The sequence below is a fragment of the Microvirga sp. VF16 genome (genome assembly GCF_016864375.1).
Classification (GTDB): Bacteria; Pseudomonadota; Alphaproteobacteria; order Rhizobiales; family Beijerinckiaceae; genus Microvirga.
In genome coordinates, this window is sequence record NZ_CP069354.1 from 3,658,953 (window position 1) to 3,684,296 (window position 25,344).

A 25,344-nucleotide genomic window follows, 5' to 3' on the forward strand; every position below is an offset into this window, starting at 1 on the left:
GAATGGGAGTACCAAGCACCCACATTATTAGCATACTAATAATATGCCCACTAGGATAAAGATGATGCCCCCGGCCAAAGCGATATTCTCCGAGGAACTTTGGAAGGTCAGTCGGAAGATGCGCACCCTGTTCGATGCCCGCGTGCGGGCCAAAGGCCTGACCTTGGCGCGGGCGCGCACGCTGATCTTTCTCAGCAAGAAAGAGGGCATGACCCAGACGGAGCTTGCAGAGATGCTCGAGATCGAAGGCCCGACCCTTGTCCCGCTACTCGACAGCCTGGAGAAACAGGGCCTGATCGAGCGCCGGCCGGTGAACGGCGACCGGAGGGCCAAGCAGATTGCCCTGACCGCAACGGGTCAGGAACAGGCGGCCCATGTGGATCGGCTCGTGAAGGAATTCCGCAGCGACGTACTCAAGGACATCAGCGAGGACGATCTCAAGGTCGCTATTCGCGTCTGCGAGGCCATGGGCCGGAACATCGAAGCCGCAAACTGAATGGTGTTCCTCCCGTGACTGCAATGTCCGAAAGCCGCGCAACTGAGAACGAGAGCTCCGACGCCGGCCGCTCCGGGATCGAGACACCGCAGGCTCCGCCCTCCCCTCCGGCGGCACCTGCCCCCATGCCTGCCTTAAGGGCGGCATGCTACATGCTCGCCTCGCTTCTCCTTGCCCTCACCCAGGGCTTGGGCATGAACCTCATTTCGGCGAACCTGCCGCAGATCCAGGGCGCGCTTGGCGCAACCACCAACGAAGCCACCTGGCTCATGGCCGCCTATATGGCGCCCAATGTCAGCCTCGCGCTCGCCCTCATCAAGATCCGGACGCAATACGGCCTGCGCAACTTCGCGGAGTTGAGCATCCTCGTCTTCGTGCTCGTCACGCTCATGCATCTTTTCGTCGAGGATCTGCACTCGGCCTTGATCGTGCGCTTCTTCAGCGGCATTGCGGCAGCGCCGATGTCGTCGCTCGGCTTTCTCTACATGCTGGAAGCGTTTCCGCCGGCCAAAAAGCTGAACATCGGCCTGTCCCTGGCCCTTACGAACATTTCCCTCGGCGCGCCGCTCGCACGGCTGATTTCGCCAGACCTTTTGATGATCGGGCAGTGGCACGGCCTCTACGTGTTCGAGATCGCCATTGCCATGATGGCCTTCGCCGCCGTCTATCTTCTGCCGCTGACGCCTCAGCCCCGCGCGAAGGTGATCCATTGGCGCGATGTGGTGAGCTATCTTTTGATTGCTGTCGGCTTCGGGCTGACCGCCATGGTGCTCACCCTGGGTCGCGTCTATTGGTGGTTCGAGGCGCCCTGGCTCGGCATCATGCTGGCCATCGGCATCGCAGCCATCACCGTCGCGATCGTGCTCGAACTGAATCGCGAGAGCCCGTTGCTCGATATCCGCTGGCTCGCGAGCCGGGAAGTCGTGCACTTCACCGGCGCGCTCCTGATCTTCCGCATCGTGTTGTCGGAGCAGACGAGCGGCGCCTTCGGCTTTTTCCAGGCTCTCGGATTGCAGAACGATCAGATGCAGGTGCTCTCCCTGATCATTCTCGCCGCATCGGTGACCGGCGGTCTTGCCTGCGCGGCGGTGATGAAGCCCGGGCGCGAGCCTGCCATCCATATGGTTGCTCTCGCGCTCCTCATCATTGGTGCCGTCATGGACGGTCGCGCTACGAACCTGACGCGTCCTGCCGAGATGTATCTGAGCCAGGCTCTCATCGCTTTCGCAGGCGCGCTCTTCCTGCCGCCAGCCATGGCATCGGGCCTCATGATGGCTCTGAAGAAGGGACCGACCTACATTCTCAGCTTCGTCATCGTCTTCCTCACCACCCAGAGCATCGGCGGCGTGCTCGGATCCGCCATCGTCGGAACCTTCATGACGTGGCGCACGAAATTCCACGTCCAGGATCTCGCCAACCATCTGATATCCACGGATCCACTGGTCGCGCAGCGCCTGAGCCAGCTTTCCGGTGCCTATGGCCGCGTGATGACGGACAAGTCGCTTTTGAACGCCGAGGGCATCGTCCTGCTCGGCCAACAGGTCAACCGGGAGGCAACCGTACTCGCCTACAACGATGCCTTCCTGGCGATCGCGTTGCTCGCCGCCTTCGCGCTCGCAGCCCTGATTGCCCACGTCGCGGTCCGGGCCATCGGCGCACGTCTTTCAACCGTTCCCGAAACCGCTGTCGCCTAACACCACACCGATTGCCATGCTCAAGTTCCTTCGCTCCACCACGATACTCATCGCGACATCCATCGGCGCCATCGGAATCGTCCTGGTGCTCTATGCCTGGCGCCTGCCGCCCTTCGAGAGCTCCGTCCAGATCACGGACAACGCCTATGTGCGCGGACAGGTGACGCTCGTCAGCCCTCAGCTCGCCGGCTACGTGGCCGAAGTGGCGGTGCAGGATTTCCAGCGCGTGAAGGCCGGTCAGCTTCTGGTGAAGATCGACGACCGCATCTTCACCCAGAAGCTGGAACAGGCGAAGGCGACGCTTGCCGGCCAGCAGGCTGCTTTGGCCAATTCCGAGCAGAAGCGCCGCTCGGACGAAGCGCGTATCGTCTCCAGCGAGGCCCAGGTCGCCAGCGCCCAGGCGGCGCTCAAGGCGGCGGAAGCGAGCTGGAAGCGGATCGAGCCGCTGCTGGAGCGCGGCGTCACGACGCAGAGCCAAGCCGACCAGGCCCGTGCCGCTCTCGATCAGGCCACAGCGGCCCTGCATCAGGCACAAGCCGCATTGGAGGTGTCGCGCCAGGACCTTGCCGCGACGCTCGTGAGCCGCCAGTCCTTGGAGGCTGCGGTGCAAGGTGCCGAGGCGGCCGTCAGGCTTGCCGAGATCGACCTGCAGAACACGCGCATCGTGGCGCCGGCGGACGGCCAGCTCGGAGAGGTCGGCGCCCGCGTCGGGCAATATGTGGCCGCCGGCACGCAGCTCCTCGCCCTCGTGCCGGAGCGGATCTGGGTCATCGCGAACTTCAAGGAAACACAGCTCGCCGGCATGGAAGCCGGCCAGTCCGTCACCTTCACCGTCGATGCGCTCCAGCATGCCGAGCTGAAGGGCCATATCGAACGCTTCTCGCCAGCCGCGGGTTCGGAATTCAGCGTGATCAGAACCGACAACGCGACCGGCAATTTCACCAAGGTTGCGCAGCGGGTACCGGTGCGCATCGCCATCGATCCCGGCCAGGCGCTCGCGGAGCGTCTGTCGCCAGGCATGTCGGTGGTGGTGAGCGTCGACACCGACGCGCGGCGCACCTGAGACAAGATCCGTATCTCATCATTGCCTTGTCTTAATCGGGGTGTTTTGAGCTGGACAGTCGGAACAACCGGCTGTCTCTATCGTTCGGCGTGCAATGGCCAAGGAGGTTCGCCATGAGCGCCACCGGTCTCGAAGTTTTCGATAAAACCCTTCACACCACCAATACTTGGCTCAAGGAAATCATGGAGGCGCTCGGCACCGACCGTCACGTGGCCTGGCATGTGCTGGGCTCTGTGCTGCGCGCCTTGCGTGACCGCATCCCGGTGGAGCTGACCGCTCACTTAAGCGCGGAGCTGCCGCTCCTTGTGCGCGGTCTCTACTATGATCGGTGGCGGCCTGCGGCGGCGCCCGAGCGCTATCGCTCGCTCGATGAATTTCTCGATATCCTTGCAGTAGATTTGAGCTCGACCCGCCCCGTCGAGCCGCGGAATGCAGCCGTCGCCGTCTTCACCGTGCTGACGCGGCACATTCCCGAGGGGCAGATACAGAAGGTGCGGCATGCCCTGCCGGAGGATATCCGGGTTCTGTGGCCGGAAACTGCTCCGTCTGGAGACAAAACGCGGGTCGAGATGGAAATCGACGAGACACGCCTCTCCCGCGAAGCCTGAAGCATGCTCATCCCTCCAGGATGGTAGGCTGGCCGGGTGAGAATGCCGCCGAAGATCGATGAAAGCGGAACAGCATGCTCTGGAAGAGAGCTTCTATCGGGAATGCGCGCGGCTGCTCGACGTCGTGCACACCTACCGCCCCTGGATTGGACGGCCACCCAACCGCTGGAACAATCGGCATCCCGGCAACGGACGCTTCCCCGGTTTCGGCACCATCCGCATGCATGCGCCGAACCACATTCATGTGTCGCTGCGCCAGCCCATCGTCCTGAACCGGACCTGTCGCTCCGTGGATGAAGTCTATGACCTTCTGCGCAAGCTCAAGCTGAAAGCGAAGGAATAAAAAAAGCCCGGCTCGAGGCCGGGCTGAAGTTTCGGAGGTTTTCTCAGTGTCCCCCGCCTCCCGCGGGCGCGGCGCGCGGCTTTTTGATGAAGGGCAAGGCGCAGACCAAGCCTAGGAACAGCACGGTCAGGAGCAGGAACACGTCGGCGAAGGACATCACCAGGGCCTCGCGCCGGACCATGTTCGCCATGGTCTTTAGTGCTGCCGCGTTCGCGTCCGTGCCGAGCGCCTGGAACTTCATCGTCAAGGCGTTAAGCGTCTCCATCGCCGTGGAGCTGTCCCACGTGACGCTCTCACGCAGGCGCTGAAGATGGAGATCGAGGCGGTTGTTCAGGAGCGTGTTGATGACCGCCAAACCAACCGCGCCGCCAAGATTGCGGGTGAGGTTGTACAGACCGGATGCATTCTTGATCCGATCCGGCGGTAGCGTTCCGAGCGCGATGTTGTTGATCGGCACCATGCAGATCATGAGGCCGACGCCGCGGAAGATCTGCGGCACGAACAGCTCCCAGAAGTCCCAATCCTTGGTGAGACCGGTGATCTGCCAAGTGCCGAAGGCGAAGGCGCCGAAACCGATGGCCATCATCAATCTCGGATCCATCTTGCGCGACAGCATTCCCGCGACCGGCGCCATGAGGAACATGGTGGCGCCTGTCACGAACATGGTCTCGCCGATCTGAAGCGACGAGTACCCTCGCACCCGTGCCAGATAGACCGGATAGAGATAGGTCAGGCCATAGAGGCCGATGCCCATGACGAAGCTGAAGGCGGAGCCCGCGAGGAAGTTGCGGTCGGCGAAGGCGCGCAGATCCACGATGGGATGCTTTGCCGTGAACACCCGGTAGAAAAATCCGACACCGCCGACGACACAGACGATGGTCAGGATCAGCACCGCCTCATCCTGGAACCAGTCGTTCAGAGGTCCCTCCTCCAGCACGTATTCGAGGCTGCCGAGGAAGGCCGCCATGAGGCCGAGGCCGGCCCAGTCGAACGACTTGAACAGGCTGAGATCCGGCTCGTCGAAATCGACCAGGAGATAGGTCGACACGGTCACGAAGATGCCCGGCACGATGTTGATGAGGAACAGCCAGTGCCACGAGAAAAGATCGGTCAGGTAACCGCCAAGCGTCGGACCGATCGTCGGTGCGAGCGTCGCCACGAGGCCGATGATCGGCGAGATCACGGGCCGCTTCTCCGGTGGGAAGATCGTGAAGGCCGAAGCGAACACCGTCGGGATCATGCCGCCGCCGATAAAGCCCTGCAGCGCGCGGTAGACGATCATCTGCTCGATATTCGTCGCGGTCGCGCACATGAAGCTCATGAAGGTGAAGCCACCCGACGCGATCACGAACATCCAACGGGTCGAGAGCACACGCGAGAGCGTGCCCGAGAGCGGGATCATGATCACTTCCGCGATCAGGTAGCTCGTCTGCACCCAGGAGATTTCCTCGGACGAGGCGGACAGGCCAGCCTGGATCTCGGCGAGCGAGGCGGAGACGATCTGGATGTCCAGGATCGCCATGAACATACCGAAGACCATGCAGAAGAACGCGAAGGTCCGGCGCCGGTCGAGCGGCGCCGGCTTCGCGGCAGGTAGGCCTTGCGGCCTCTGCGAGATGGCAGCGGATGCGGCCATGGTTCCTTACTCTTTGATGCTGGCCGTCTTTGAAGGCTCGGCCGAGGTGCGGGTGTCGACGTCAACCACCACCGACAGGCCGGGACGCAGCAGTCCCTGCTGGGCGACCTCGGGGCTCACAGTGACGCGAACGGGCACGCGCTGGACGATCTTGGTGAAGTTGCCGGTGGCATTTTCCGGCGGCAGCAGGCTGAACACCGCGCCGGCAGCAGGCGAAACGCTCTCCACCGTCCCGACGATGTCGGAATCGGGGAAGGCATCGACCTTCACATGCACTTTCTGACCGGGTTTCACGGAAGCGAGCTGCGTCTCCTTGAAATTGGCATCCACATGGACGCTGGTCAGCGGAACGAGAGCCGCCAGACGGGCGCCGGGCTGAACATAGGTGCCGACTTCCATGGCCTTGTTGCCGATGACACCATCGACAGGAGCGCGGATTTCCGTGAAGGAGAGGTCGCGCTGCGCCTTATCAACGGCGGTCTGGTACTCGGCGGCGAGGCGCTCACCCTCGATCTGCTGGGCGGAGAGAACTTCCACATTGGCCTGGGCGGCGGCGAGCGCGGCCTGGGCGCTCTTCACATTGGCGTCGGCGCGGTCGCGGGCGGCCTTGGCATTCTCGAGTGCGGCCCGGCTGGTATAGTCGGATTTGGCGAGCTGCTGCTGGCGCGCATAATCGCTCTCGGCCCGCTCGGCTTCTGCCTGCGCAGCCGCAATCTGGGCGTCTGCCTGGGCAGCAGAGGCCCGCCCTGCCTCGATCTGGCGGCCGATGCGCGCGATGGCGCTCTGCTGCGTCGCGAGCTTGTCCTTGGCGGATTGGAGGGCAAGGCGGTAATCTCCGTCGTCGATCTTGGCGATCAGGTCGCCCGCCTTGACGCTCTGGTTGTTCGTGACCGCCACGGAGGACACGTAGCCGGAGATCTTGGCCGACAGGATCGTGATGTCCGCCTGAACATAGGCATCGTCGGTCGAAACCATGAAGCGTCCGTCGGTCCACCAGTGGAAGCCCTCGTAGCCGCCAAAGGCTAGAACTGCCGCTAGAACGGCCAGGATGATCGGCTTCTTGCCGAGGCCCCTCTTCTTCTTGATCGTGGGCGCTGCCGTCTCCGGAGCCATCTGCACCGGCTGGGAGGCTTGACCGGACTGCCCTTCCCGGGCGGTCTCGGAGCCGTTCGTTGCGCCTTGCTCAAACTCGTCCCGGTAAGCCATCTCAAACCTCTTCAAAGCCGGCACAAAGCCCTTGAGCCGAAGCGGCTCGGGACTATCGTTCAGCCTTGATCTCTGTTGAATGCTTGCCATATATGATTTGACCGAACCGTTCGGTCAATAGGTGAAGAAGGAAATAATAGACACCATGAGCGCCGTCCATGACAGCACCCGGGACCGGAATCCTTCCCCCGCTGCTGACGAAAGCCCCGAGAACGCCAAGCGCCGCCAGATCCTGGAGGGCGCCCGGAAGGTTTTCCTGGCGCAGGGCTTCGACGGCGCAAGCATGGGTGAGATCGCCAAGGTCGCCGGCGTCTCCAAGGGCACGCTCTATGTCTATTTCGACAGCAAGGAGAGTCTGTTCGCGGCTCTGACAACGGAAGAGAAGCAGGGGCTGGCCGAGGTTCTGTTCAAGCTCGATGCCGAGGATCCCGACGTCCGGGGAGCTCTGACGAGGCTCGGGATCAGCTACCTGCGTCGCCTAGGCACGCCCGAACATATTTCATCGATCCGGATGGTGATGGGGGCCGCGGAGAAGTTTCCGCGCCTGGGACAGGCCTTCTACGAAGCCGGTCCCTGCCAGGGCATCGCCCGCCTCAGTGCCTATTTCGATCGGCAGGTCGAGGCCGGCCGACTCTCCATCGAGGATACCGGCATCGCCGCACAGCATCTCCTCGATCTCTGCGTCTCCGGCATCCTGCGCCGCATGCTCTTTTCCGTCGGAGAACCGCCAACGGAGGCCGAGATTCAGAAGAATGTGGAAAATGCACTCCGGGTATTCTTCGCGGCCTATGGGCCGAAAGATCCGTCTAGTGATCCGTCTGCAGGGCCTCGGCTACGCGCGCTTTGAGCACGTCCGGCTGCCGCAGGATCAGGGCGCCGCGCGTACGCTCGATCAGCCCTTCCTGGGTCAGCATGGTGAATTCCCGCGTGATCTGCTCGCGGCGACAGCCGATACGGGCCGCCACGATATGGTGGAAGGGCGGAGGCGTGATGACCCGCTCCCCCGACCGATCCTGCCGGGGCGTCGAGAGGCGCAGCAGTTCCGAATAGAGCCGGTGCCGGAGATCGAGCACCGTCTGCTCCATGAAACGGGCGTTCAACTCGCGGATGCGAGAGGCCATGAGGCAGAAAAGCCGCTCGGCAACGGGCTGATGCGAGAAGAGAAGCTCCTTGAAGACGGAAGCCGGCATCACGCAGGCCTCGCCACGGGTGAGCGCCGTCACATTGGCGGAACGCGGCACGCCATCGAGCGCGGCCAGCTCCCCGAACAAGTCACCAGGCTTCATCTCATAGAGGATGACCTCCTTGCCCGAGGCCGTCCGCATGAGGACCCGGACTTCGCCTGAGAGGAGGAAATAGACGTCCGTCGAGGGCTCGTCGAAGTCGACCAGGACCTCCTCGGGATCGAACCGGCGCCAATTGGCCCGCGACTCGAAACGCTCAAGGTCGATATCCAATCCCTTGAACAGCTTAATCCCGGCGAGCCGCGCCATCGGTCTTCTCCCCCTGAATGCTATCCTTGGCTATAGCATAAATTTTCCATAGCCAGTATGGTCCTATCGCCTATCCCTTTCTCAGCCCTCAGCGATTTTGTCACTGGCGATTCAGGCTAGGCTTCGCGGGCGACCGGAAGCATCCTCGCCTGCCCCCTGAGACCTCCAGGGACCTTGCCAGCGCCGCCATCCCACGCCAAAAGGCGGCATGCTTCACGTCAACGACCTGACCTACCGCATCGGCGACCGGCTGATCCTCGACCACGCCTCCTTCAACCTGCCCACCGGCGCGAAGGTGGGGCTCGTCGGGCGCAACGGCGCGGGCAAGACCACCTTGTTCAAGATCATCCAGGGGGAGCTTGCCACCGAGAGCGGCAGCGTCACCCTCCCCCGCGGCATGAAGATCGGCGCCGTGGCCCAGGAGGCGCCGGGCGGTCCTGAGACCCTGATCGAGGTGGTGCTCGCCGCCGACAAGGAGCGCTCTGCCCTCATGGCCGAGGCCGAGGCGGCGGACGGCATCCGCCGGGCGGAGATCGAGACGCGCCTCACCGATATCGGTGCCCATTCCGCGCCTGCGCGGGCGGCCGCGATCCTGCACGGCCTCGGCTTCGATGCGGAGGCGCAGAACAGGCCCTGCTCGGATTTCTCGGGCGGCTGGCGCATGCGCGTAGCGCTCGCTGCCGTGCTCTTCACCGAACCGGACCTGCTGCTTCTCGACGAGCCGACCAACTACCTCGACCTCGAGGGCACGCTCTGGCTCTACGATTACCTCGGACGCTACCCACATACGGTGCTGGTCATCAGCCACGATCGGGAGCTCCTCGACGCCTGCGTCAATCACATCCTCCATCTCGACCGGGGCAAGCTCACGATCTATCGCGGCGGCTACACCTCGTTCGCCAAGCAATATGCGGAAAAGCGCGAGCTGACTGCCAAGATGGCGGCGAAGCAGGAGGCCGAACGCAAGCATCTCCAGGCCTTCGTCGACCGCTTCAAGGCCAAGGCCTCGAAGGCCAGGCAGGCGCAATCCCGCGTCAAGCGGCTCGCCAAGCTGGAGCCCATCGCCACCATCGTGGAAGACGATGTGCTGCCCTTCAACCTGCCGGGGCCGGAGCGCCCCTCTGCGCCGCCGCTGATCACGGTCGAGAGCGGTGCCGTCGGCTATGGTGAGCGGATCGTGCTCGATCGCCTCAACCTGACGATCGCGCCGGACGACCGGATCGCGCTGCTCGGCTCTAACGGCAACGGCAAGTCCACCTTCTGCAAGCTCATCGGCGGCAGGCTCGCACCGATGAAGGGCGAGATGCGCACACCCACCCGCATGGATGTCGCCTATTTCGCTCAGCACCAGCTCGACGAGCTGAACCCGAAGGCGACTGCCTACGACCACGTCGCCGAGCGGATGCCGGACACGCCGATCGCCAAGATCCGCGCCCGCACGGCGCAGATCGGCTTTCCGGGCGCGAAGGCCGACACACCGGTCTCCGCGCTGTCAGGCGGCGAGAAGGCGCGCCTGCTGATGGGATTGGCGGCGTTCAACGGCCCTCACCTGCTCATTCTCGACGAGCCCACGAACCACCTCGACATCGACAGCCGCACAGCGCTCATGGAGGCGATCAACGACTATACCGGCGCTGTCATTCTGGTGAGCCACGACCGCTTCCTGATCGAGGCCTGCGCCGACCGGCTCTGGATCGTCGGCAACGGTAGCGTGAAGCCCTTCGACGGCGACATGGACGATTATCGCCAGCTCGTGCTTTCCGGCGATCTCGATCCGCAGAAGCGCCCCGACAAGCCACAGGCGCCCATTGCGTCCAAGGTCGACGAGCGCCGCGCCGCAGCAGAGCGCCGGGTGGCGCTGGCTCCTCTGCGCAAGAAGCTTGAGGCGCTCGAGAGCCGGATGGGGAAGCTCACGGGCGTAATCGGCAAGGTCGATGCGGCGCTTGCCGACGGCACCGCCTTCCAGAAGGATCCGGCCAAGGCGACCGAGCTGTCCAAGATGCGCGCAGAGGCTGCCGCGACCCTGGTCTCCGTCGAGGAGGAATGGCTGATGCTCAGCAGCGAGATCGAGGAAGCGAGCGTTTAGCCCCAGCTGCCGCGAACCAAGGATCCCGACCGTTAGAGCGGCGTTCATCCTCGGAGCCATAGATTGGCGTTCTCGAGAAGGAGAACAAAAATGCTTCGCACGGTATTGGCGACAGCGGTGCTTGCCACTGGAGTAATGTTTGGGGCGCTGCCGGAGGCCCAGGCGCAAAGCCTGGTGCCCTGTGCGCGGGAACACGGGTTCTGCCGCGTCCCCTATCCCACTCGCGTCGTCTATGGCATTCCCGGACGGAGCACAGAGGTCTTCGTGCGGGAACGCGGTATTCCCTGCTCGAACCGGGTCTTCGGCGATCCGGCGCCGGGCGTGCCCAAGCGCTGCGCCTATGTTGCCCGCCGCTATGACCGGGGCGAAAGCTGGCGCGACGACGGCTATTACCGTGGGCCTCCGCCACGCGGATACGAGCGCGGTTACGATCGTGGTTTCAGGGACTACGATGACGGCTATGACCGGCCTGTCCGACGCTACGACGTCTACTGATGGAAGGCACGGGCCGGCGGCCACCCAGCCGCCAAATTGACGACGCGACCGCGTCATCCCAACCCGTACCACCTCCTGTCTACTCCCCCAGGGCGCCGGGTTACCTACTCGGCGTCCATGCAGAATCGGAACAGGAACGTATTCTCGAAGGAGCCTTATGGGGGAGGCTGACAGATGAGGATCCAGATTTCCGCCTGCACCGATAAAGTGTTTTCGGAGGGCCTGCTGCCGATGGCCTATCTGACCGAGAGTTCGGCGCTGGCCGTCAACGACAATGCGGCCCGCTCTCAGACCAAATCGAAAGTTCGCCTGCATTGGAAGCGCATGGGCTGTCTCGCCCAACATGCCGTTAGGTAAATATGGAGTGCGGGACAGCACATCTGGCTGACCATACGTGAGGTAGCTTTTGCTGCCTTTGATGGAGGCCACGATGAACCAAGTCCTGTCCTATTGCACCGCACGGCTCTTCACGCGGGCACTCGTGCCGCTCGCCCCGTTCAAGGCCAGGACGGTCGAACCGGGCAACGACAACGATCCGTTGGCTCCGTTCCCGTGCGTGTGGCGATAAAGAGAAGCTCCGATGTCGCGAACCCGGAACGTGCTCGCCCATGATGGCTGTTACTTACCTCCTTTGGTCATTTGAACGGTCGTGGCTTGGACTGCGACATTCCTCTGCCGTTGACTGCGCCGACCCAGCGCCTGATGGAGAGGACTTTGACCGCTGCTCATGATCTTGAAGAGATCGTCGATCTGTTTGCCATCGGCAGGCCGTCGAGCAACGCCGAACTCTTGCCGGTGAAGATCGCGACCCTTCCTCTCAAGAAAGCAGTCACCCTGGTCATTGAGGATTGGTCCGACGACAAGTTCAGGCAGTTGAGCGCTGTCATTCAACGGCGCTCAGGTCCGGCCATCCGCAACCTCGACGACATCAGACGCCTTTATGATCGTGCGGTCACCGTCACCGGGTGCTGTGCCAAGCGGTCTGTCTGATCCATTTCCTGCAAAAAAACTGTCAGTCATGGCGCCTGCGTCTCGCCTGCGCTATACCGACGCCATGCGGTCAGAACCCTTTGCAATCCATCGCCTCGGTTCCGGAGACATCCAGCTTCTGCGCAAGCTGAATGCTTTGTTCGCCGATGTTTTCGGCGATCCTGTTTCCTATGCATCCAAGCCACCGAGCGACGCCTATCTGGAGAACCTGCTCGCGAAAGAACACGTCGTCGTCCTCGTAGCGCTGGCGGACAACGAGGTTCTGGGCGGGCTCGTGGCCTATGAGCTCGAGAAATTCGAGAAGGCGCGGCGCGAGTTCTATATCTACGATCTCGCCGTCAGAGCCGAGCATCGGCGTCGGCGCATCGCGACCACGCTCATCGAACACGTGCGCGAGATTGCCGCGCACCGCGGCGGCTGGGTCGTCTATGTGCAGGCGGATTACGGCGACGATCCGGCCATCGCACTCTACGAAAAGCTCGGCACCCGCGAGGAGGTGCTGCATTTCGATATCGCGGTCACGCCATCGCCTCGTGGTCCCTCCTAGAGCATCGGACCCAAAAGTGGGTCCACTTTTCACTGACGTGGCCCTTCGGGTCGCTGACGCGGCCCTCTGGGTCCGCACGATGCGCTAGGAGCAGCCGCGTAGACGAGCACAATTCACCCCAAATGCTTTAAGGCTTCACCACCCGATCGAGCCGGTTGTTCACGAAGAAATAGAGCTCGCGTCCACCGGGTTCTGAATAGAGCACCTGAACTTCGCGCTGTCCCTTGCCGCTCTCGCCGACGAGCACATCCGTGGCGGGCTTGCCTTTCAGACGCACAAGATCGCATTCCGTGATGCCGGGCTCGATGGCGGAAGCTGTACCCAAGGCGGTTCCGGTGCAGCGGCCGTCCGGCCCGAGAACCGGTCCTTCGATGACCGGCCCCAATGAGGCTGTGGGCGCAGGAGCCGTCGCAACTGCGGCGGAAGGCAGCGTGCTGCTCGTGCTGGTGCAGCCAGCCAAAGCCAACGCCACAAAAGCGACGCCCGAGAGAACTTTTGTACGCATCACCATCAATCCCTGTTGTCGGCCGCCCTCGCCTGCAGAGCCTCCTCGAAGAGCCGCTGCACATCGGCCTTGAAAGCCTGCCGTGACGCCTGTCGCGAATAGAACATGTGGCCGCCTTCGTAAACACTCAAAGCCACACGCTTCTGCGGGCCGAGTTCGGGAAGCTGGTTCAGGAGAAGTTGGGAGGCGTAATACGGCGTCACCAGATCGGTGAAGCCGTGGGTGACGAGCACGCGCAGCTTGCCGTCGAGAGAGAGGGCCTGACGCAACTCGTCGAGGTTTTCGGGACCATTGCGTCCCCCACCCCAGCGCCATGCACCGTTGATCGATCCATTCAGCAGGTTGTAGCGCCCTTCTGCCTTGTAATTCAGGGTATGAGTCAGATGCTGGATGATCGCGCTCGACAGGGGCGCTGTCATCGCATCGAGCACCGGATCCTCGAAGCGCGAAGACTGGGATGTGGGATTGGGATCGGCGATGGCGACATTGGTATCATAGGCGCTGACGATCTCGGACGAAGCACGCCGCAGCTCCCGCTGGATCGTGCGCATGTCGATGCGCCCGGCGAGGCGGCGCGTCAGCTCGGGATCGAGCCCGCTCAATTCCGCCACGCGCCGGCTGATCCGATCGACCGCCTCCTTGTCCTGCAAACCTCGCATGAGATCGACAAGATACTCGCTTGATGCGTAAGCCTCCGCTTCCTTGAGGGCATCGCGCGATACCGGCCCGGTGCGCGAGAGTTTTGCAGCAGCAAGGGACGGCAGCAGCGCCGCGTTGGTCCAGGGCGCCCCCGCGGCTCCCTGCTCCAGCCAATCGAAATCGAAGACTGGCGAGACGAGAACGAGACCGCTGAAGCCGATGCCCTGATCGCTCTGCAGCTTCTGCGCCAAGAGCGGCCCACGGAAGCCGCCATAGCTCTCGCCGACGAAGAATTTCGGCGAATTGAGACGGTTCTTCTCCTTCAGCCAGCGCATGACGAAGGCAGCGAGTCCGTCGATATCTCCTCCAACGGAATAGAACCGCTCCCGCACCTGATCGCCGCCGATCACGCGGCTGTAGCCGGTGCCGGGCGGATCGATGAAGACGAGATCCGTGAAGTCGAGCCAGGTTTCGGCATTCGGCACGAGCGCTGGCGGAGCCGAGGGGCTGATCGTCGGTCCATCAAGCGGCAGAAGCCAGGGACCGACCGCAAGAAGATGAAGGTAAGCGGAGGATGCCCCCGGCCCGCCATTCACGGCGAATGTCACCGGCCGCGTCGCCTGATCCGCATCGTCGCGCGTATAGGCGACGAATCCGATCTCGGCCTGGGCCGCGCCCTGCTGATCCGTCAGCGTCAGATGTCCTGCGGTGGCGGTAAATGACAAGGTCCGCCCCGGAAGCTGCAGGCTGTGGCGCGTCACCGATTCCGGCGGCAGCGCCTGCGTCTCCCTGGTCTCTGGACGGGGCCGGCGCGCCTCCTGTTGCTGGGACTGCTGCTCCCGATTACCCGCCTGCTCCTGTGCCCCAACCCCAAGGGGCATCACGAGAGACAGGACAAGGGCAGCATAGAGAGGAAGACGCATCGCTCGGGTCATCAGGAAATCCTTTTGGCTTTCCTGAAACTGGAGAGCATCCCTCCCGTTGCAAGTTCCGAGGCGATGAAGTCTTCGTGTTCGGGCGCTAAGCAGGCGCTATCCTATCGATGACTTGGAGTCTGTGCGTCCTGCCCATGTTGAAAGAAAACTCTGGCATCGTCGCGGAAGGCCCTTCGCGATACTTCTCGCGTATAGAACAAGTGGTTGCCGCCATAAAGCTTGAAGTCCAACCGGCTCGTCTCTCTTACCTCTATCTGCGCTGCAAGCATCTTTGTTGCAAAGTATGGTGTTGTCAGATCGCTTGTACCGTGGGCGATGAGAACCCTCATCCCCCTGTCGGCGTTAAGCGCTTGCTCAAGACTTGAGAGCGACTCGACACCATAACGCCCGTTGTTCCATATCCAGGCTCGGTTTAATTCAAGATCTATAACCTTATATTTCTCGCTTGTCTGAAATTTCATCATGTTCTTGAAGTATACATCCATTTCTCCAGAAATAATACGGGTCAAATACTCAAGATCATGATCCTCTGAATACTCAACCGTTCTCCGCGCTTCATAGACATTGTAGGATCCCAGATTTGGCGCGGGCCATCTCCCTAAATCCCGTAGAAAAGCCTGAATATCAACTTGCCCCTTTGAAAGCCTCGTCGCTTCAGGAGCAATACCTGTCAGCTTTCCAACCTTCTGAGCAATACGATCGATCACCGGCGTATCGTCTACCCCTCGCAACAAATCTGAGATGTATTCGCCTGAAGCATAAGTTTCCGCTTCCTGCAAAAGCTCAGGCGTAAAGGACGAGTTTCGCTCTGCCCATATTGCGGCGAGACTCGGAAGGATCGATGCGCTGACCCACGGATGTCGGATCGCGCGGCCGAATGGCAACAGGTCAAAATCAAGAGCAGGAGAAATGAGAATCAGGCCACTGAAGCCTTTCGGCCTTTCTTTCTGAATTTTGCGCGCCAAGAGCGGCGCGCGAAAGCCGCCATAGCTTGCACCCACGAAATATATTGGGGAATTCTGACGCTCTCTTTCTATCATCCATCGATGGATGAAACTCGCAAGACCGTCGATATCGCCGCCAACGGAATGGTAATGCTGCCGCAACCTCTCACCGCCGGTTACACGGCTGTAGCCCGTGCCGGGCGGGTCGATGAAGACGAGATCCGTAAAATCGAGCCAAGTCTCTGCATTTGGTTGCAGTGTCGAAAGACTGGTCGAGGTGCGTGCCCCTCCCAAGGAGGTCCGCCATGGACCGATTGCCAACAAGTTCAGATAAGCAGAGGACGCGCCAGGGCCGCCATTCACGATAAAGGCAACGGGACGCGTGGCTGGATCAGAGCCGTCTTTGGTGTAGGCAACATAGGTGATTTCAGCACGCGGGAAGCCTCGAGGTTCCGTAAAAACGAGATTCTCTGCGGTCGCGGTAAACTTTATTTTCCGGCCCGGAAGGTCGAGTTCATGACGCGTCGTATAGCTTTGAGAAAATGCTGTCCGATTAACGATCGGGCTTCGGTGTTGGGCTTGCGCATTCCCGGCATGCACTAACGTGACAAGCAGGGCAATCTTGAAGAGGCGCAAGATGGGAAACACGGCTGCATTCTCGGCTGAAAAATTATCAACAACAATGAAACTACATTACATAAAAATATTCAAGTCGATTAGGGCTGCGCAACGAACGCACGGAGTTGAGCACCCTCACGCCTTCCGCTGCCAGCGTCCACGCTCGTCCTGCTGCCAGTAGGTCGCGTCGTGGCCGCCCTCCTTCACGGCGCGCCATTGGTCGCGGGCGAAGGCGAGGGCCTGGATGTCGTTGCCGTCGAACAGGATCGCCAGTCGCTCATATGAGGCGATGTCTCCCGGCAGCTCGGCGCCTTCAACCAGAAAGCGGATCGAGGCGCCGTTGGGATTTTCACCTGACAGGGAGATGAGAATCGGCTGATCCGCCGCATGGGCCTCGCGGTCCGTGCCGTGCGGCAGGAAGCTTTCGTCGGTAAAAGTCCATAAGTGATCGTCGAGCGCGGACATGCGCTCTTCCGTCGTCACCTGCACCACCGCGCGCCAGCCCCGCTCCAGGGTCTTTTGCAGGAGCGTGGGCAGCACGGCCTCGAGCGGCTGATGCTGGAGGTGATAGAAAAGGACCTCGGTCATCGATGATCACAATCCCTTGCGACTGCAAAGGGTTGCAGTGCGTGCGAGGTCCTTTTCCACCATCATCCTCAGGCCTCGTAGTGATCGCGCACGAGACGGTCGAGAAGGCGCACGCCCCAGCCGGAGCTCCAGCCCTTGTTGATCTCGGTCGCCGGCGAGCCCATGGCGGTGCCGGCAATGTCGAGATGGGCCCAGGGCACGTCGTTGACGAAGCGCTGGAGCAATGCCGCGGCCGTGCTCGAACCGCCGAAGCGGCCCGCCGAGTTCTTCATGTCGGCGAACTTGGATTCGATCATCTTGTCGAATTCCGGCCCCAGCGGCATGCGCCACACGCGTTCGCCCGTCGCCTTGCCGGCTGCCGTCAGGCGCTCCGCCAGTTCGTCGTTGTTCGAGAACAGACCCGCATATTCCTGAGCGAGCGCCACGAGGATCGCACCGGTCAGGGTCGCCAGATCGATCATGAACTTCGGCTTGAAGCGGTCCTGCACGTACCAGAGCACATCCGCCAGTACGAGGCGACCTTCGGCATCCGTGTTGATGATCTCGATGGTCTGGCCGGACATGGTGGTGACGATGTCGCCTGGGCGCTGGGCGTTGCCGTCCGGCATGTTCTCGACGAGGCCGATGGCGCCGACCACATTGGCCTTCGCCTTGCGGCTCGCGAGCGCATGCATGAGGCCGACGACGCAGGCTGCGCCCGCCATGTCGCCCTTCATGTCCTCCATGCCGGCACCCGGCTTGATCGAGATGCCGCCGGAATCGAACACCACGCCCTTGCCGATGAAGGCGATGGGCTTGTCGCTGGCCTTGCTGCCGTTCCAGCGCATGATGGCGACCCGGCCGCCGCGTACGGAACCCTGCGCCACGCCGAGAAGCGCATGCATGCCGAGCTTACGCATGGCCTTGTCGTCGAGGATCTCGACCTCGACGCCCAGTTTGGTGAGGGCCTGGGCGCGGGCGGCGAATTCCTGCGGACCGAGGACATTCGGCGGCTCATTGACGAGGTCGCGGGCCATGATGACGCCCTGTTGGACGCCCTCGCGAGCCTTGTAGATCTTCTTGACCGCCGCGGGATCCGCTACATTGAGGACGAGGCGGCCGTCATTCCTGGCGCCGTTGTCCTCCTTCTTGGTCTTGTAGCGGTCGAAGCTGTAGCGGCGCAGCTGAGCGCCCAGCGCGATATCGGCAACCGCATCCGGCGAGACTTCGATCTCGGGCAGATCCAGCACCACCGTCGCAAGCTTTCCGTTCACCTTTCCGGCGATCAGGCCACCCAACTGAGCGAAATCGAGATTGGCCCGGTCCTTCTCTCCGCCTGTGCCGATCACGATCAGTTTATCGACCGGCAGGCCGGCGGGAACGACGATGGACATGGCGGATTTCGCCTTGCCCTTGAAATTCTCGGCGGCCGCAGCCTTGGCGATGAGATCGACGGACTTCGGGCCCAGCTGCTTGGCAACCGCGGCCGTGGGCTTGAGATTCTCTCCAACGAAGACGATGAGATCGCCGGATTCGACCTTGCCGTGGGCCTGAAAGTCGATCTTGAAGCTGTCGGCCATGAAATCCTCTTTGTTTTGATGCACATCGCCGGTCTTCGAGCCGGCTGCGACGCTGACGATTGGGACATATATCATATGGCGGGTTAAGGCACGGGGAAGCTGCCGTGAAATCGGCGCAATCTCGGGCTGTTGAAAACAGCCGTCTTGCCTGAGATCATGTGACACGATACCCAGGGCTCCACCGCCCGGGGGCGAAGGGCTTTATGACACTTCTCGAACGCTACATCCTCAAAAACACTTTCAATGCCTTCGCCGCATGCCTCGTCGCGCTGACGGGCGTGATCTGGATCACGCAGGCCCTGCGCGAACTCGACCTGCTGACCGGCAAGGGGCAGACTCTGATGATCTTCCTCACGGTGACGGGCCTGTCCCTGCCCGCCCTGATCAACGTCATCGCGCCGGTCGCCCTGTTTCTCGCCACGCTCTACACCCTCAACAAGCTGAACGGCGATTCCGAGCTGATCGTCATGAGCGCCGGCGGCATGCCGCCGCAGCGTCTTCTGCGGCCCTTCTTGGCCCTGGCCACCTTCGTCTGCGCCGTCGTGGCCATCATCTCGATCTATCTCATGCCCGCAAGCTTCCAGGAGCTGCGCCAGCTGTTCACGAAGATCAGGGCCGATTTCGTGGGCACCATGGCCAAGGAAGGGCAGTTCATCACCCTGGAGAGCGGCATCACCTTCCATTACCGGGAACGCTCGGGAGATGCCCTCCTCGGAATCTTCATGGAAGACCTCCGGGAGAAGGACAAAGCCATCGTCTATCTCGCCGAACGCGGCCAGACCGTCGAGCAGGGCGGAAACGCCTATCTCGTGCTCCAGAAGGGCAGCGTTCAGCGGAAGGAACCGAGCAGCCGCGATTCGTCGATCGTGGCCTTCGAGCGCTATGCGGTCGACCTGTCCGCCTTCAACAAGGAAGGCGGGGAGGTCATCTACAAGCCGCGCGAGCGGAGCACCACTCAGCTCTTCTTCCCGGATAAAAACGAACCGCTCTATCAGGAGCAGCGGGGTCGCTTCCGGGCCGAGTTGCACGATCGCCTGTCGTCCTGGCTCTACCCGCTCGCCATGATGGTCATTGCCTTCGCTGCCCTAGGCGAAGCCCGGACGACCCGGCAGGGCCGCGGCCTCGCCATCGCCGGTGCGGTCGTTGCGATCGTGCTCTTGAGAATTCTCGGCTTTGCCGCATCGAGCGCTGTCGCACGGACGCCTCTGGCGGTGGTTGCGATCTACGGTGTGCCCTTGGCAGGGATTCTCGTCAGTCTGCTGCTCATCTTCAAGGGACCGGCCATGCGGTCGGCACAAGCCCGGTTGCATGCGGCCATCCGCAATCTGCTAACGTCGCGCTCTCCCGCACCTCAGAAGGCCTGACCATGCTGATCGGCCGCACCCTCGGGTTCTATTTCTCGCGACAGTTTATTAAGACTATTTTCCTGGTCTTCGCAACTGTCTTCACTCTCGTCTATACCCTGGACTTCGTGGAACTCATGCGGCGGGCCGGTGATGCGCCGGCCGCAACGACCGGGGTGATCGCCCAGCTCGCCCTGTTCCGCACACCGGCCATCGCCGAGCAGGTCATGCCTTTCGCCGTGCTGTTCGGCAGCATGGCCGCCCTCCTCCAGCTCAGCCGCAAGCTCGAACTGGTGGTAGCGCGGGCGGCCGGCATTTCCGCGTGGCAATTCCTGCAGCCGGGGATTCTGATCGCCCTGTTGATCGGCGTCGTGTCCGTGACCGTCTACAACCCGGTCTCGGCCGTCCTCAAACAGCGCGCATCTGCCTTGGAGACGCAGATTTTCTCCCGGGCCGTTCAGACCAGGGAGAAGCCGATCTGGATCCGCCAGAGGAGCCAGGACGGACAGGCCATCTTCCGAGCGAATGGCTCAGCCACCGACTCGGCGACCCTTTACGGGGTCACCGTCTATGCCTTCGATCATGCGGGAACCTTCACTCACCGTGTCGAGTCCAGGGAGGCGACCCTGCATGAGGGCTTCTGGGAGCTGAAGGATGCTCGAATCCTCTCGGCTACCGAGGAGCCTCAGGCCCATGACCGCTATCTGATCGCCTCAAGTCTGCAGCCCTCGCAGGTTCGACAGAGCTTCATCGACCCCGATGCAGTCCCGTTCTGGGACCTCAAGGATACCATCGATCGCATGGAGAAGGCGGATATCAACACCACCACCTATCGGCTCCATTACGACCTGCTTCTGGCCCGTCCTCTGCTGTTCATCGCCATGGTTTTCGTGGCCGCATCCGTATCGTTAAGATTCTTTCGATTTGGCGGTGTAGCGATGATGGTTCTGGGTGGCGTCGCGGCTGGCTTCGTGCTTTATGTCGCCACGGAGCTTATGGCGGAGCTTGGCGCCTCCGGAATCATCAGTTCCCTTGTTGCGGCCTGGTTCCCGGCTGTAGTAGGCAGTCTCTTAGGGACCTTGGCGTTATTGCACCAAGAGGACGGCTGACCGGCCTCAATAAGAAGGTTTGCGAAGGAGTGGGGATGCGGCGGCTTAAGACAACGATCGCAACGTCTGCGGTCGCAGCGGCTCTGTTCTATGCCGCTGGGTCTATGCCTGCGCTTGCCCAGGCAACCCTGAACGAGGCCATCGCAGGGCGCGCCCAGTCGGGATCGGGCCAGGACCGCCTCCTCGTCGACGCCAAGGAAATCATCTACGACAACGACAAGAACACGATTTCCGCCTCCGGCGACGTCCAGATGAACTACCAGGGCCGGACGCTTCAGGCCGACCGGGTCACCTACGACCGCAACACCGGCCGCGTCTTCGCCGAAGGCAATGCCCGCCTGACGGATGCCAGCGGAACCGTCGCCACGGGCGACCGATTCGAGCTGACGGACGACTTCAAGAACGGTTTTATCGATTCCTTGAGGGTGGTTCAGACCACTGTCGAGCAGGGCCGCCCCCTCACGACCCGATTTTCCGCTCCGCGCGCCGAGCGCGCCGAGGGCGAAACCACGGTTTTCGAGCGCGGCACCTATACCGCCTGCGAACCCTGTAAGGACAATCCGGAACGGCCCCCGCTGTGGCAGGTCAAGGCCGCCAAGATCATCCACAACAACAGCGAGCGGACGATCTATTACGAGGATGCGACCCTCGAGCTCCTCGGCATTCCAGTCGCCTACCTGCCCTATTTCTGGACCCCCGATCCGACGGTCAAGCGCAAGACGGGCTTCCTGTCGCCGCGTTATGTCTATTCCACCTCGATCGGCTACGGCGTCTCCGTCCCGTTCTTCTGGGCGATTGCACCGAATTACGATCTGACGATCAGCCCGACCTTCCTGAGCCGGCAGGGCCTCCTGGCGCAAGCTGAATGGCGCCACCGGCTCGAGACCGGCGTCTACACCGTCCGGGCGGCCGGCATCTCGCAGCAGGAGCCCGAAGCCTTCCTCCAGCCCCCCTTTGGGGCCGGCAATCGCGACTTCCGCGGCTCGCTCGAGACGACCGGTCTCTTCTACATCAATCAGAATTGGCGCTGGGGCTGGGACATCGCCCTGCTCTCGGACAAGTGGTTCCTGTCGAACTACAAGATCCGCAGCGAAAGCCTGAGCGCGTACTACATCAAGGAATCAATCTCGACCCTGTATCTCCAGGGCCAGGGGGATCGCTCCTTCTTCGACGTGCGGGGCTATTATTTCCAAACCCTGTCGAGCAACGAGTGGCAGAAGCAGCAGCCGGTCGTCGCTCCGGTCCTCGACTACAACAAGCGCTTCACCCCTTCGACCATCGGCGGCGAGTTCGCCCTCGACGTGAACGTGACGAGCCTCTCGCGCCAGGCCGCCCAGTACGATCCGCTGTCGGTCGCCAACACGACCTATTTCGGCGTGGCTCAGACCTGCATCGTCTTCGACCCAGCATCCTGCCTCGTCCGCGGAATCAGCGGTTCAACCTCCCGCGCGTCGGTCACCGCGTCCTGGCGTCGTGAGTTTGTCGATCCGATCGGACAGGTCTGGACACCGTTTGCCTATGTCCGGGCCGACAATTTCTGGATTTCCCCGGATTTCAACGGGTATCAGAACGCTCAACTCAGCAACTTCATCGACGCGGACGACGATTATCTCTTCCGCGCCATGCCGGCCGTCGGCGTCGAGTACCGCTATCCCTTCATCGCCAACCTCGGAACCTCCGGCAAGCAGATCCTCGAGCCGATCGCGCAGGTGATCGCCCGTCCGAGCGAAACCCGGGTCGGCAGCCTCCCCAACGAGGATGCCCAGAGCCTTGTCTTCGACGACACCTCCCTGTTCGACTGGGACAAGTTCTCCGGCTATGACAGGGTCGAGGGCGGCGTTCGCGCTAACCTCGGCGTCCAGTACACCGTGACGGGCGCCGACGATTTCTACGCCAACGTGCTGTTCGGTCAGTCTTACCAGATCGCAGGCCTCAACTCGTTCCGGGAGCCTGACCTCGCCAACGTGGGGCTGGACTCAGGCCTTGATTCACGCGCCTCCGACTATGTTGGCCGCTTCCAGATCTCCCCGAACGCGAACTTCGCTGTCGTGACCCGTGCGCGCTTCGACCAGGAAGACTTCGACGTCAACCGGATCGAAGCCGGCTTCAGGGCGAATTTCAATCCGTACCTGCCGGTATCGACCTCGCTGACCTATGCCAACTATGCTGCTCAGCCCGCCATCGGCTTCCCGTTGCGTCGCGAGGGCCTGCTCGGCTCCGCCCGGTGGGACATTTCGCCAAATTGGTATGTGACGGGCTCGGTCCTTCTCGATCTTGACCGCTACCTCCTGGTGCGCCAGCAACAAGCCATCAATCCGGCAGCGGTTATCGACCAGAACGACAACGTCGCTTATGTCAGCGGCATGTCGCTCGGCCTGGGCTATATCGACGAGTGCACGACCTTCTCGATCAGTTACAGCGTGACCCCGCGCGAAGTGGTGCGGAACTCGGGCGAAAAGAACCAGAACCACACCATTGCCTTCAGCCTCGAGTTCCGGTCTCTCGGCGAAGTGGGATATACTCAGAATCTCAGCGGCACTGACGATGAATGATGGGGCAGAGGCCCGGTGTCAGGTTTGAACCAGCACCCTCTCCTGCTTACCCAAGGTGATCCGGCTGGGATCGGGCCGGAACTGAGCCTGATGGCATGGCTTAAACGGGATCGAGCCGCCTTGCCACCCTTCGCCATTGTCGGCGATCCTGATCATCTCGCTCGGGTCGCCGACGCATTCGGATGGACAATTCCCATCGCGTCCGTCGAGCCGCGGCAGATCCTGCCGACCTTTGCAAACGCTCTCCCCGTTGTTCCGCTGAGCGTCTCGGTTTCCGCTGAGCCGGGGAAGCCCGACGCGGCCTATGCGCCGTCCGTGATCGAATCCATCGAGACGGCGGTACGGCTCGTCCGCGCGGGCGCAGCGGCAGCTGTCGTGACCAATCCCATCGCCAAACACGTACTCTATGAGGCGGGCTTCCGGTATCCGGGGCATACGGAGTTTCTCGCTGCACTCGCTGCGCAAGGCGGGAAGGAAATATACCATCCGGTGATGATGCTCTGGAGTGAGCAACTCGCCGTGGTCCCCGTCACGGTCCATATTCCCCTCTCGGATGTTCCTTCATCCCTGACGACGGACCTGATCGTCCTCACAGGACGCATCGTCGCCCGGGAGTTGCGGGAGCGGTTCGGCATCGCCAACCCAAGGCTCGCCCTCGCGGGTCTCAATCCTCACGCCGGAGAAAACGGTGCGATGGGAGCGGAAGACGGGCGCGTTATCGTCCCGGCCATCGATATCCTACGCGCCGACGGCATCGACGTGGCAGGTCCCCTGCCGGCGGACACCATGTTCCACGCCCGCGCGAGGAGCCGCTACGATGCGGCGCTTGCCATGTATCACGATCAGGCCCTCGTCCCGATCAAGACCATCGCCTTCGACGAGGCGGTTAACGTGACCCTAGGGCTCCCCTTCGTCCGCACCTCGCCCGATCACGGCACGGCCTTCGACATCGCCGGCAAGGGCATCGCCCGGCCCGACAGCCTGATGGCCGCCCTCAAGCTCGCCGCCCGCTTAGGTGGCCCATGAGCCAGATCGACGATCTTCCTCCTTTACGCGAGGTGGTCCGCACGCACGGGCTGATGGCCAAGAAGTCGCTTGGTCAGAACTTCCTCTTCGACCTCAACCTCACCAGCCGCATCGCCCGCTCCGCAGGACCGCTGGAAGAGACCACGGTCATCGAGGTCGGCCCAGGCCCCGGCGGCCTGACCCGGGCGATCCTGGCGGCCGGCGCCAGGAAGCTCATTGCCGTCGAACGCGATACCCGCTGCCTGCCCGCCTTGGCCGAGATCGCCGAGCGCTATCCGGGCCGGCTCGATGTAATCGAAGCCGATGCGCTGGAATTCGACCCGCGGCCCCTGGTCGGCGACGGGCCTGTGCGGATCATCGCCAACCTCCCCTACAATGTCGGGACGGCCTTATTGACCGGCTGGCTCACCGGAGACGCATGGCCGCCCTGGTGGGCTTCGCTCACGCTCATGTTCCAGCGGGAGGTGGCCGAGCGTATCGTCGCGGACGAGAGCGACCCGAAGAACTATGGCAGGCTTGGCGTTCTCTGCGGCTGGCGGACGGAAGCGCGCATCCTCTTCGACGTGCCACCCTCCGCCTTCGTGCCGCCCCCAAAGATCACGTCGAGCGTGGTTCATCTGACCCCACGGACCAACCCGCTGCCCTGCCGCATCGGCGCGCTGGAAGCCGTCACCCGCGCCGCCTTTGGGCAACGCCGCAAGATGCTGCGCCAGAGCCTGAAATCCATTGCTCCCGACCCGACCGCGATCATCAGGGCAGCCGACCTTGAGGAAACGATCCGCGCCGAGAATATCCCGGTCGAAGGTTATGTGGCGCTCGCCAATGCCTTCGATGCCATGAGACCTCCACGGGGCTGAGCGCCGTCTCAT

At 62.3% G+C, this 25,344-nt stretch carries 25 protein-coding genes; 17 read left to right on the forward strand and 8 right to left on the reverse strand.

Annotated features, from left to right (window positions below; genetic code table 11):
- Nucleotides 1-61: 61 nt before the first annotated feature.
- The 5 genes from JO965_RS17050 (at nucleotide 62) to JO965_RS17070 (ending at nucleotide 4,204) form a co-directional block, all read left to right on the forward strand.
- Nucleotides 62-496 carry a MarR family winged helix-turn-helix transcriptional regulator gene (locus JO965_RS17050; protein WP_371826802.1) on the forward strand — a complete coding sequence of 145 codons (435 nt, stop codon included), beginning with the start codon at nucleotides 62-64 and terminating at the stop codon, nucleotides 494-496.
- Between the two features lie 125 nt (nucleotides 497-621).
- The gene (locus tag JO965_RS17055) at nucleotides 622-2,190 is read left to right on the forward strand and encodes an MFS transporter (protein ID WP_246776895.1); all 1,569 of its coding nucleotides are present in this window, start codon (nucleotides 622-624) and stop codon (nucleotides 2,188-2,190) included.
- 16 nt (nucleotides 2,191-2,206) lie between these two features.
- The gene (locus JO965_RS17060; RefSeq protein ID WP_203440128.1) at nucleotides 2,207-3,253 is read left to right on the forward strand and encodes an HlyD family secretion protein; all 1,047 of its coding nucleotides are present in this window, start codon (nucleotides 2,207-2,209) and stop codon (nucleotides 3,251-3,253) included.
- A 113-nt stretch (nucleotides 3,254-3,366) separates the two neighbouring features.
- On the forward strand, nucleotides 3,367-3,861 hold the full coding sequence (locus JO965_RS17065) for a DUF2267 domain-containing protein (RefSeq protein ID WP_203440130.1): 495 nt from the start codon (nucleotides 3,367-3,369) through the stop codon (nucleotides 3,859-3,861).
- A gap of 58 nt (nucleotides 3,862-3,919) precedes the next feature.
- Nucleotides 3,920-4,204, forward strand: a complete 285-nt coding sequence (locus JO965_RS17070; RefSeq protein ID WP_203440132.1) for a hypothetical protein — start codon at nucleotides 3,920-3,922, stop codon at nucleotides 4,202-4,204.
- Nucleotides 4,205-4,247: 43 nt separating this feature from the next.
- Here JO965_RS17070 and JO965_RS17075 read toward each other — a convergent pair whose 3' ends face one another.
- Together JO965_RS17075 and JO965_RS17080 are read right to left on the reverse strand one after the other, a co-directional pair.
- On the reverse strand, nucleotides 4,248-5,840 hold the full coding sequence (locus JO965_RS17075) for a DHA2 family efflux MFS transporter permease subunit (RefSeq protein WP_203440134.1): 1,593 nt from the start codon (nucleotides 5,838-5,840) through the stop codon (nucleotides 4,248-4,250).
- A 6-nt stretch (nucleotides 5,841-5,846) separates the two neighbouring features.
- On the reverse strand, nucleotides 5,847-7,046 hold the full coding sequence (locus JO965_RS17080; RefSeq protein ID WP_203440136.1) for an HlyD family secretion protein: 1,200 nt from the start codon (nucleotides 7,044-7,046) through the stop codon (nucleotides 5,847-5,849).
- A 145-nt stretch (nucleotides 7,047-7,191) separates the two neighbouring features.
- Here JO965_RS17080 and JO965_RS17085 point away from each other — a divergent pair, with 145 nt between their 5' ends.
- Entirely contained in the window at nucleotides 7,192-7,893 is a 702-nt protein-coding gene (locus JO965_RS17085; protein ID WP_203440138.1) for a TetR/AcrR family transcriptional regulator, read from the forward strand.
- On the opposite strand, the gene JO965_RS17090 is transcribed toward JO965_RS17085, so the two are convergent.
- Nucleotides 7,853-8,539, reverse strand: coding sequence for a Crp/Fnr family transcriptional regulator (locus JO965_RS17090; protein WP_203440139.1), 687 nt, complete (start codon nucleotides 8,537-8,539; stop codon nucleotides 7,853-7,855). The genes JO965_RS17085 and JO965_RS17090 overlap by 41 nt on opposite strands.
- A gap of 208 nt (nucleotides 8,540-8,747) precedes the next feature.
- On the opposite strand from JO965_RS17090, the gene JO965_RS17095 reads away from it, so the two are divergent.
- From JO965_RS17095 to JO965_RS17120, 6 genes are all read left to right on the forward strand, one after another.
- Entirely contained in the window at nucleotides 8,748-10,625 is a 1,878-nt protein-coding gene (locus JO965_RS17095) for an ABC-F family ATP-binding cassette domain-containing protein (RefSeq protein WP_203440140.1), read from the forward strand.
- A 90-nt stretch (nucleotides 10,626-10,715) separates the two neighbouring features.
- Nucleotides 10,716-11,120 carry a hypothetical protein gene (locus JO965_RS17100; protein WP_203440141.1) on the forward strand — a complete coding sequence of 135 codons (405 nt, stop codon included), beginning with the start codon at nucleotides 10,716-10,718 and terminating at the stop codon, nucleotides 11,118-11,120.
- Between the two features lie 174 nt (nucleotides 11,121-11,294).
- A complete protein-coding gene (locus JO965_RS17105; RefSeq protein ID WP_203440142.1) occupies nucleotides 11,295-11,477 on the forward strand; it encodes a hypothetical protein in 183 nt (60 codons plus the stop codon).
- Nucleotides 11,478-11,550: 73 nt separating this feature from the next.
- The gene (locus JO965_RS17110; RefSeq protein WP_203440143.1) at nucleotides 11,551-11,688 is read left to right on the forward strand and encodes a hypothetical protein; all 138 of its coding nucleotides are present in this window, start codon (nucleotides 11,551-11,553) and stop codon (nucleotides 11,686-11,688) included.
- 146 nt (nucleotides 11,689-11,834) lie between these two features.
- Nucleotides 11,835-12,110, forward strand: a complete 276-nt coding sequence (locus JO965_RS17115) for a hypothetical protein (protein WP_246776598.1) — start codon at nucleotides 11,835-11,837, stop codon at nucleotides 12,108-12,110.
- A 64-nt stretch (nucleotides 12,111-12,174) separates the two neighbouring features.
- Nucleotides 12,175-12,657, forward strand: a complete 483-nt coding sequence (locus JO965_RS17120) for an AAC(3)-I family aminoglycoside N-acetyltransferase (RefSeq protein ID WP_203444237.1) — start codon at nucleotides 12,175-12,177, stop codon at nucleotides 12,655-12,657.
- A gap of 127 nt (nucleotides 12,658-12,784) precedes the next feature.
- On the opposite strand, the gene JO965_RS17125 is transcribed toward JO965_RS17120, so the two are convergent.
- The 5 genes from JO965_RS17125 to JO965_RS17145 form a co-directional block, all read right to left on the reverse strand.
- Entirely contained in the window at nucleotides 12,785-13,168 is a 384-nt protein-coding gene (locus JO965_RS17125; RefSeq protein ID WP_203440144.1) for a hypothetical protein, read from the reverse strand.
- Nucleotides 13,168-14,736: a S10 family peptidase gene (locus tag JO965_RS17130; protein ID WP_203440145.1), complete on the reverse strand. Its 1,569-nt coding sequence runs from the start codon at nucleotides 14,734-14,736 to the stop codon at nucleotides 13,168-13,170. The genes JO965_RS17125 and JO965_RS17130 overlap by 1 nt, the downstream gene beginning before the upstream one ends.
- Nucleotides 14,737-14,837: 101 nt before the next feature.
- Nucleotides 14,838-16,328, reverse strand: a complete 1,491-nt coding sequence (locus JO965_RS17135) for a serine aminopeptidase domain-containing protein (protein WP_203440146.1) — start codon at nucleotides 16,326-16,328, stop codon at nucleotides 14,838-14,840.
- A 105-nt stretch (nucleotides 16,329-16,433) separates the two neighbouring features.
- Complete coding sequence (locus JO965_RS17140; protein WP_203440148.1) at nucleotides 16,434-16,886, reverse strand: DNA polymerase III subunit chi; 453 nt, start codon at nucleotides 16,884-16,886, stop codon at nucleotides 16,434-16,436.
- A 68-nt stretch (nucleotides 16,887-16,954) separates the two neighbouring features.
- Entirely contained in the window at nucleotides 16,955-18,445 is a 1,491-nt protein-coding gene (locus tag JO965_RS17145; protein ID WP_203440150.1) for a leucyl aminopeptidase, read from the reverse strand.
- Nucleotides 18,446-18,648: 203 nt separating this feature from the next.
- Between JO965_RS17145 and lptF the strand changes: the two genes are divergently transcribed.
- From lptF to rsmA, 5 genes are read left to right on the forward strand one after another with little or no spacing between them, the layout of a single operon-like run.
- Nucleotides 18,649-19,809, forward strand: a complete 1,161-nt coding sequence (lptF, locus tag JO965_RS17150; RefSeq protein ID WP_203440152.1) for an LPS export ABC transporter permease LptF — start codon at nucleotides 18,649-18,651, stop codon at nucleotides 19,807-19,809.
- 2 nt (nucleotides 19,810-19,811) lie between these two features.
- Entirely contained in the window at nucleotides 19,812-20,897 is a 1,086-nt protein-coding gene (gene lptG, locus JO965_RS17155; RefSeq protein WP_203440154.1) for an LPS export ABC transporter permease LptG, read from the forward strand.
- 35 nt (nucleotides 20,898-20,932) lie between these two features.
- Nucleotides 20,933-23,449, forward strand: a complete 2,517-nt coding sequence (locus JO965_RS17160; protein WP_203440156.1) for an LPS-assembly protein LptD — start codon at nucleotides 20,933-20,935, stop codon at nucleotides 23,447-23,449.
- Nucleotides 23,450-23,464: 15 nt separating this feature from the next.
- Entirely contained in the window at nucleotides 23,465-24,475 is a 1,011-nt protein-coding gene (gene pdxA, locus JO965_RS17165) for a 4-hydroxythreonine-4-phosphate dehydrogenase PdxA (RefSeq protein WP_203440158.1), read from the forward strand.
- Complete coding sequence (rsmA, locus tag JO965_RS17170; protein WP_203440160.1) at nucleotides 24,472-25,332, forward strand: 16S rRNA (adenine(1518)-N(6)/adenine(1519)-N(6))-dimethyltransferase RsmA; 861 nt, start codon at nucleotides 24,472-24,474, stop codon at nucleotides 25,330-25,332. Before pdxA ends, rsmA begins: the two co-directional genes overlap by 4 nt.
- The last annotated feature ends 12 nt before the right edge of the window (nucleotides 25,333-25,344 follow it).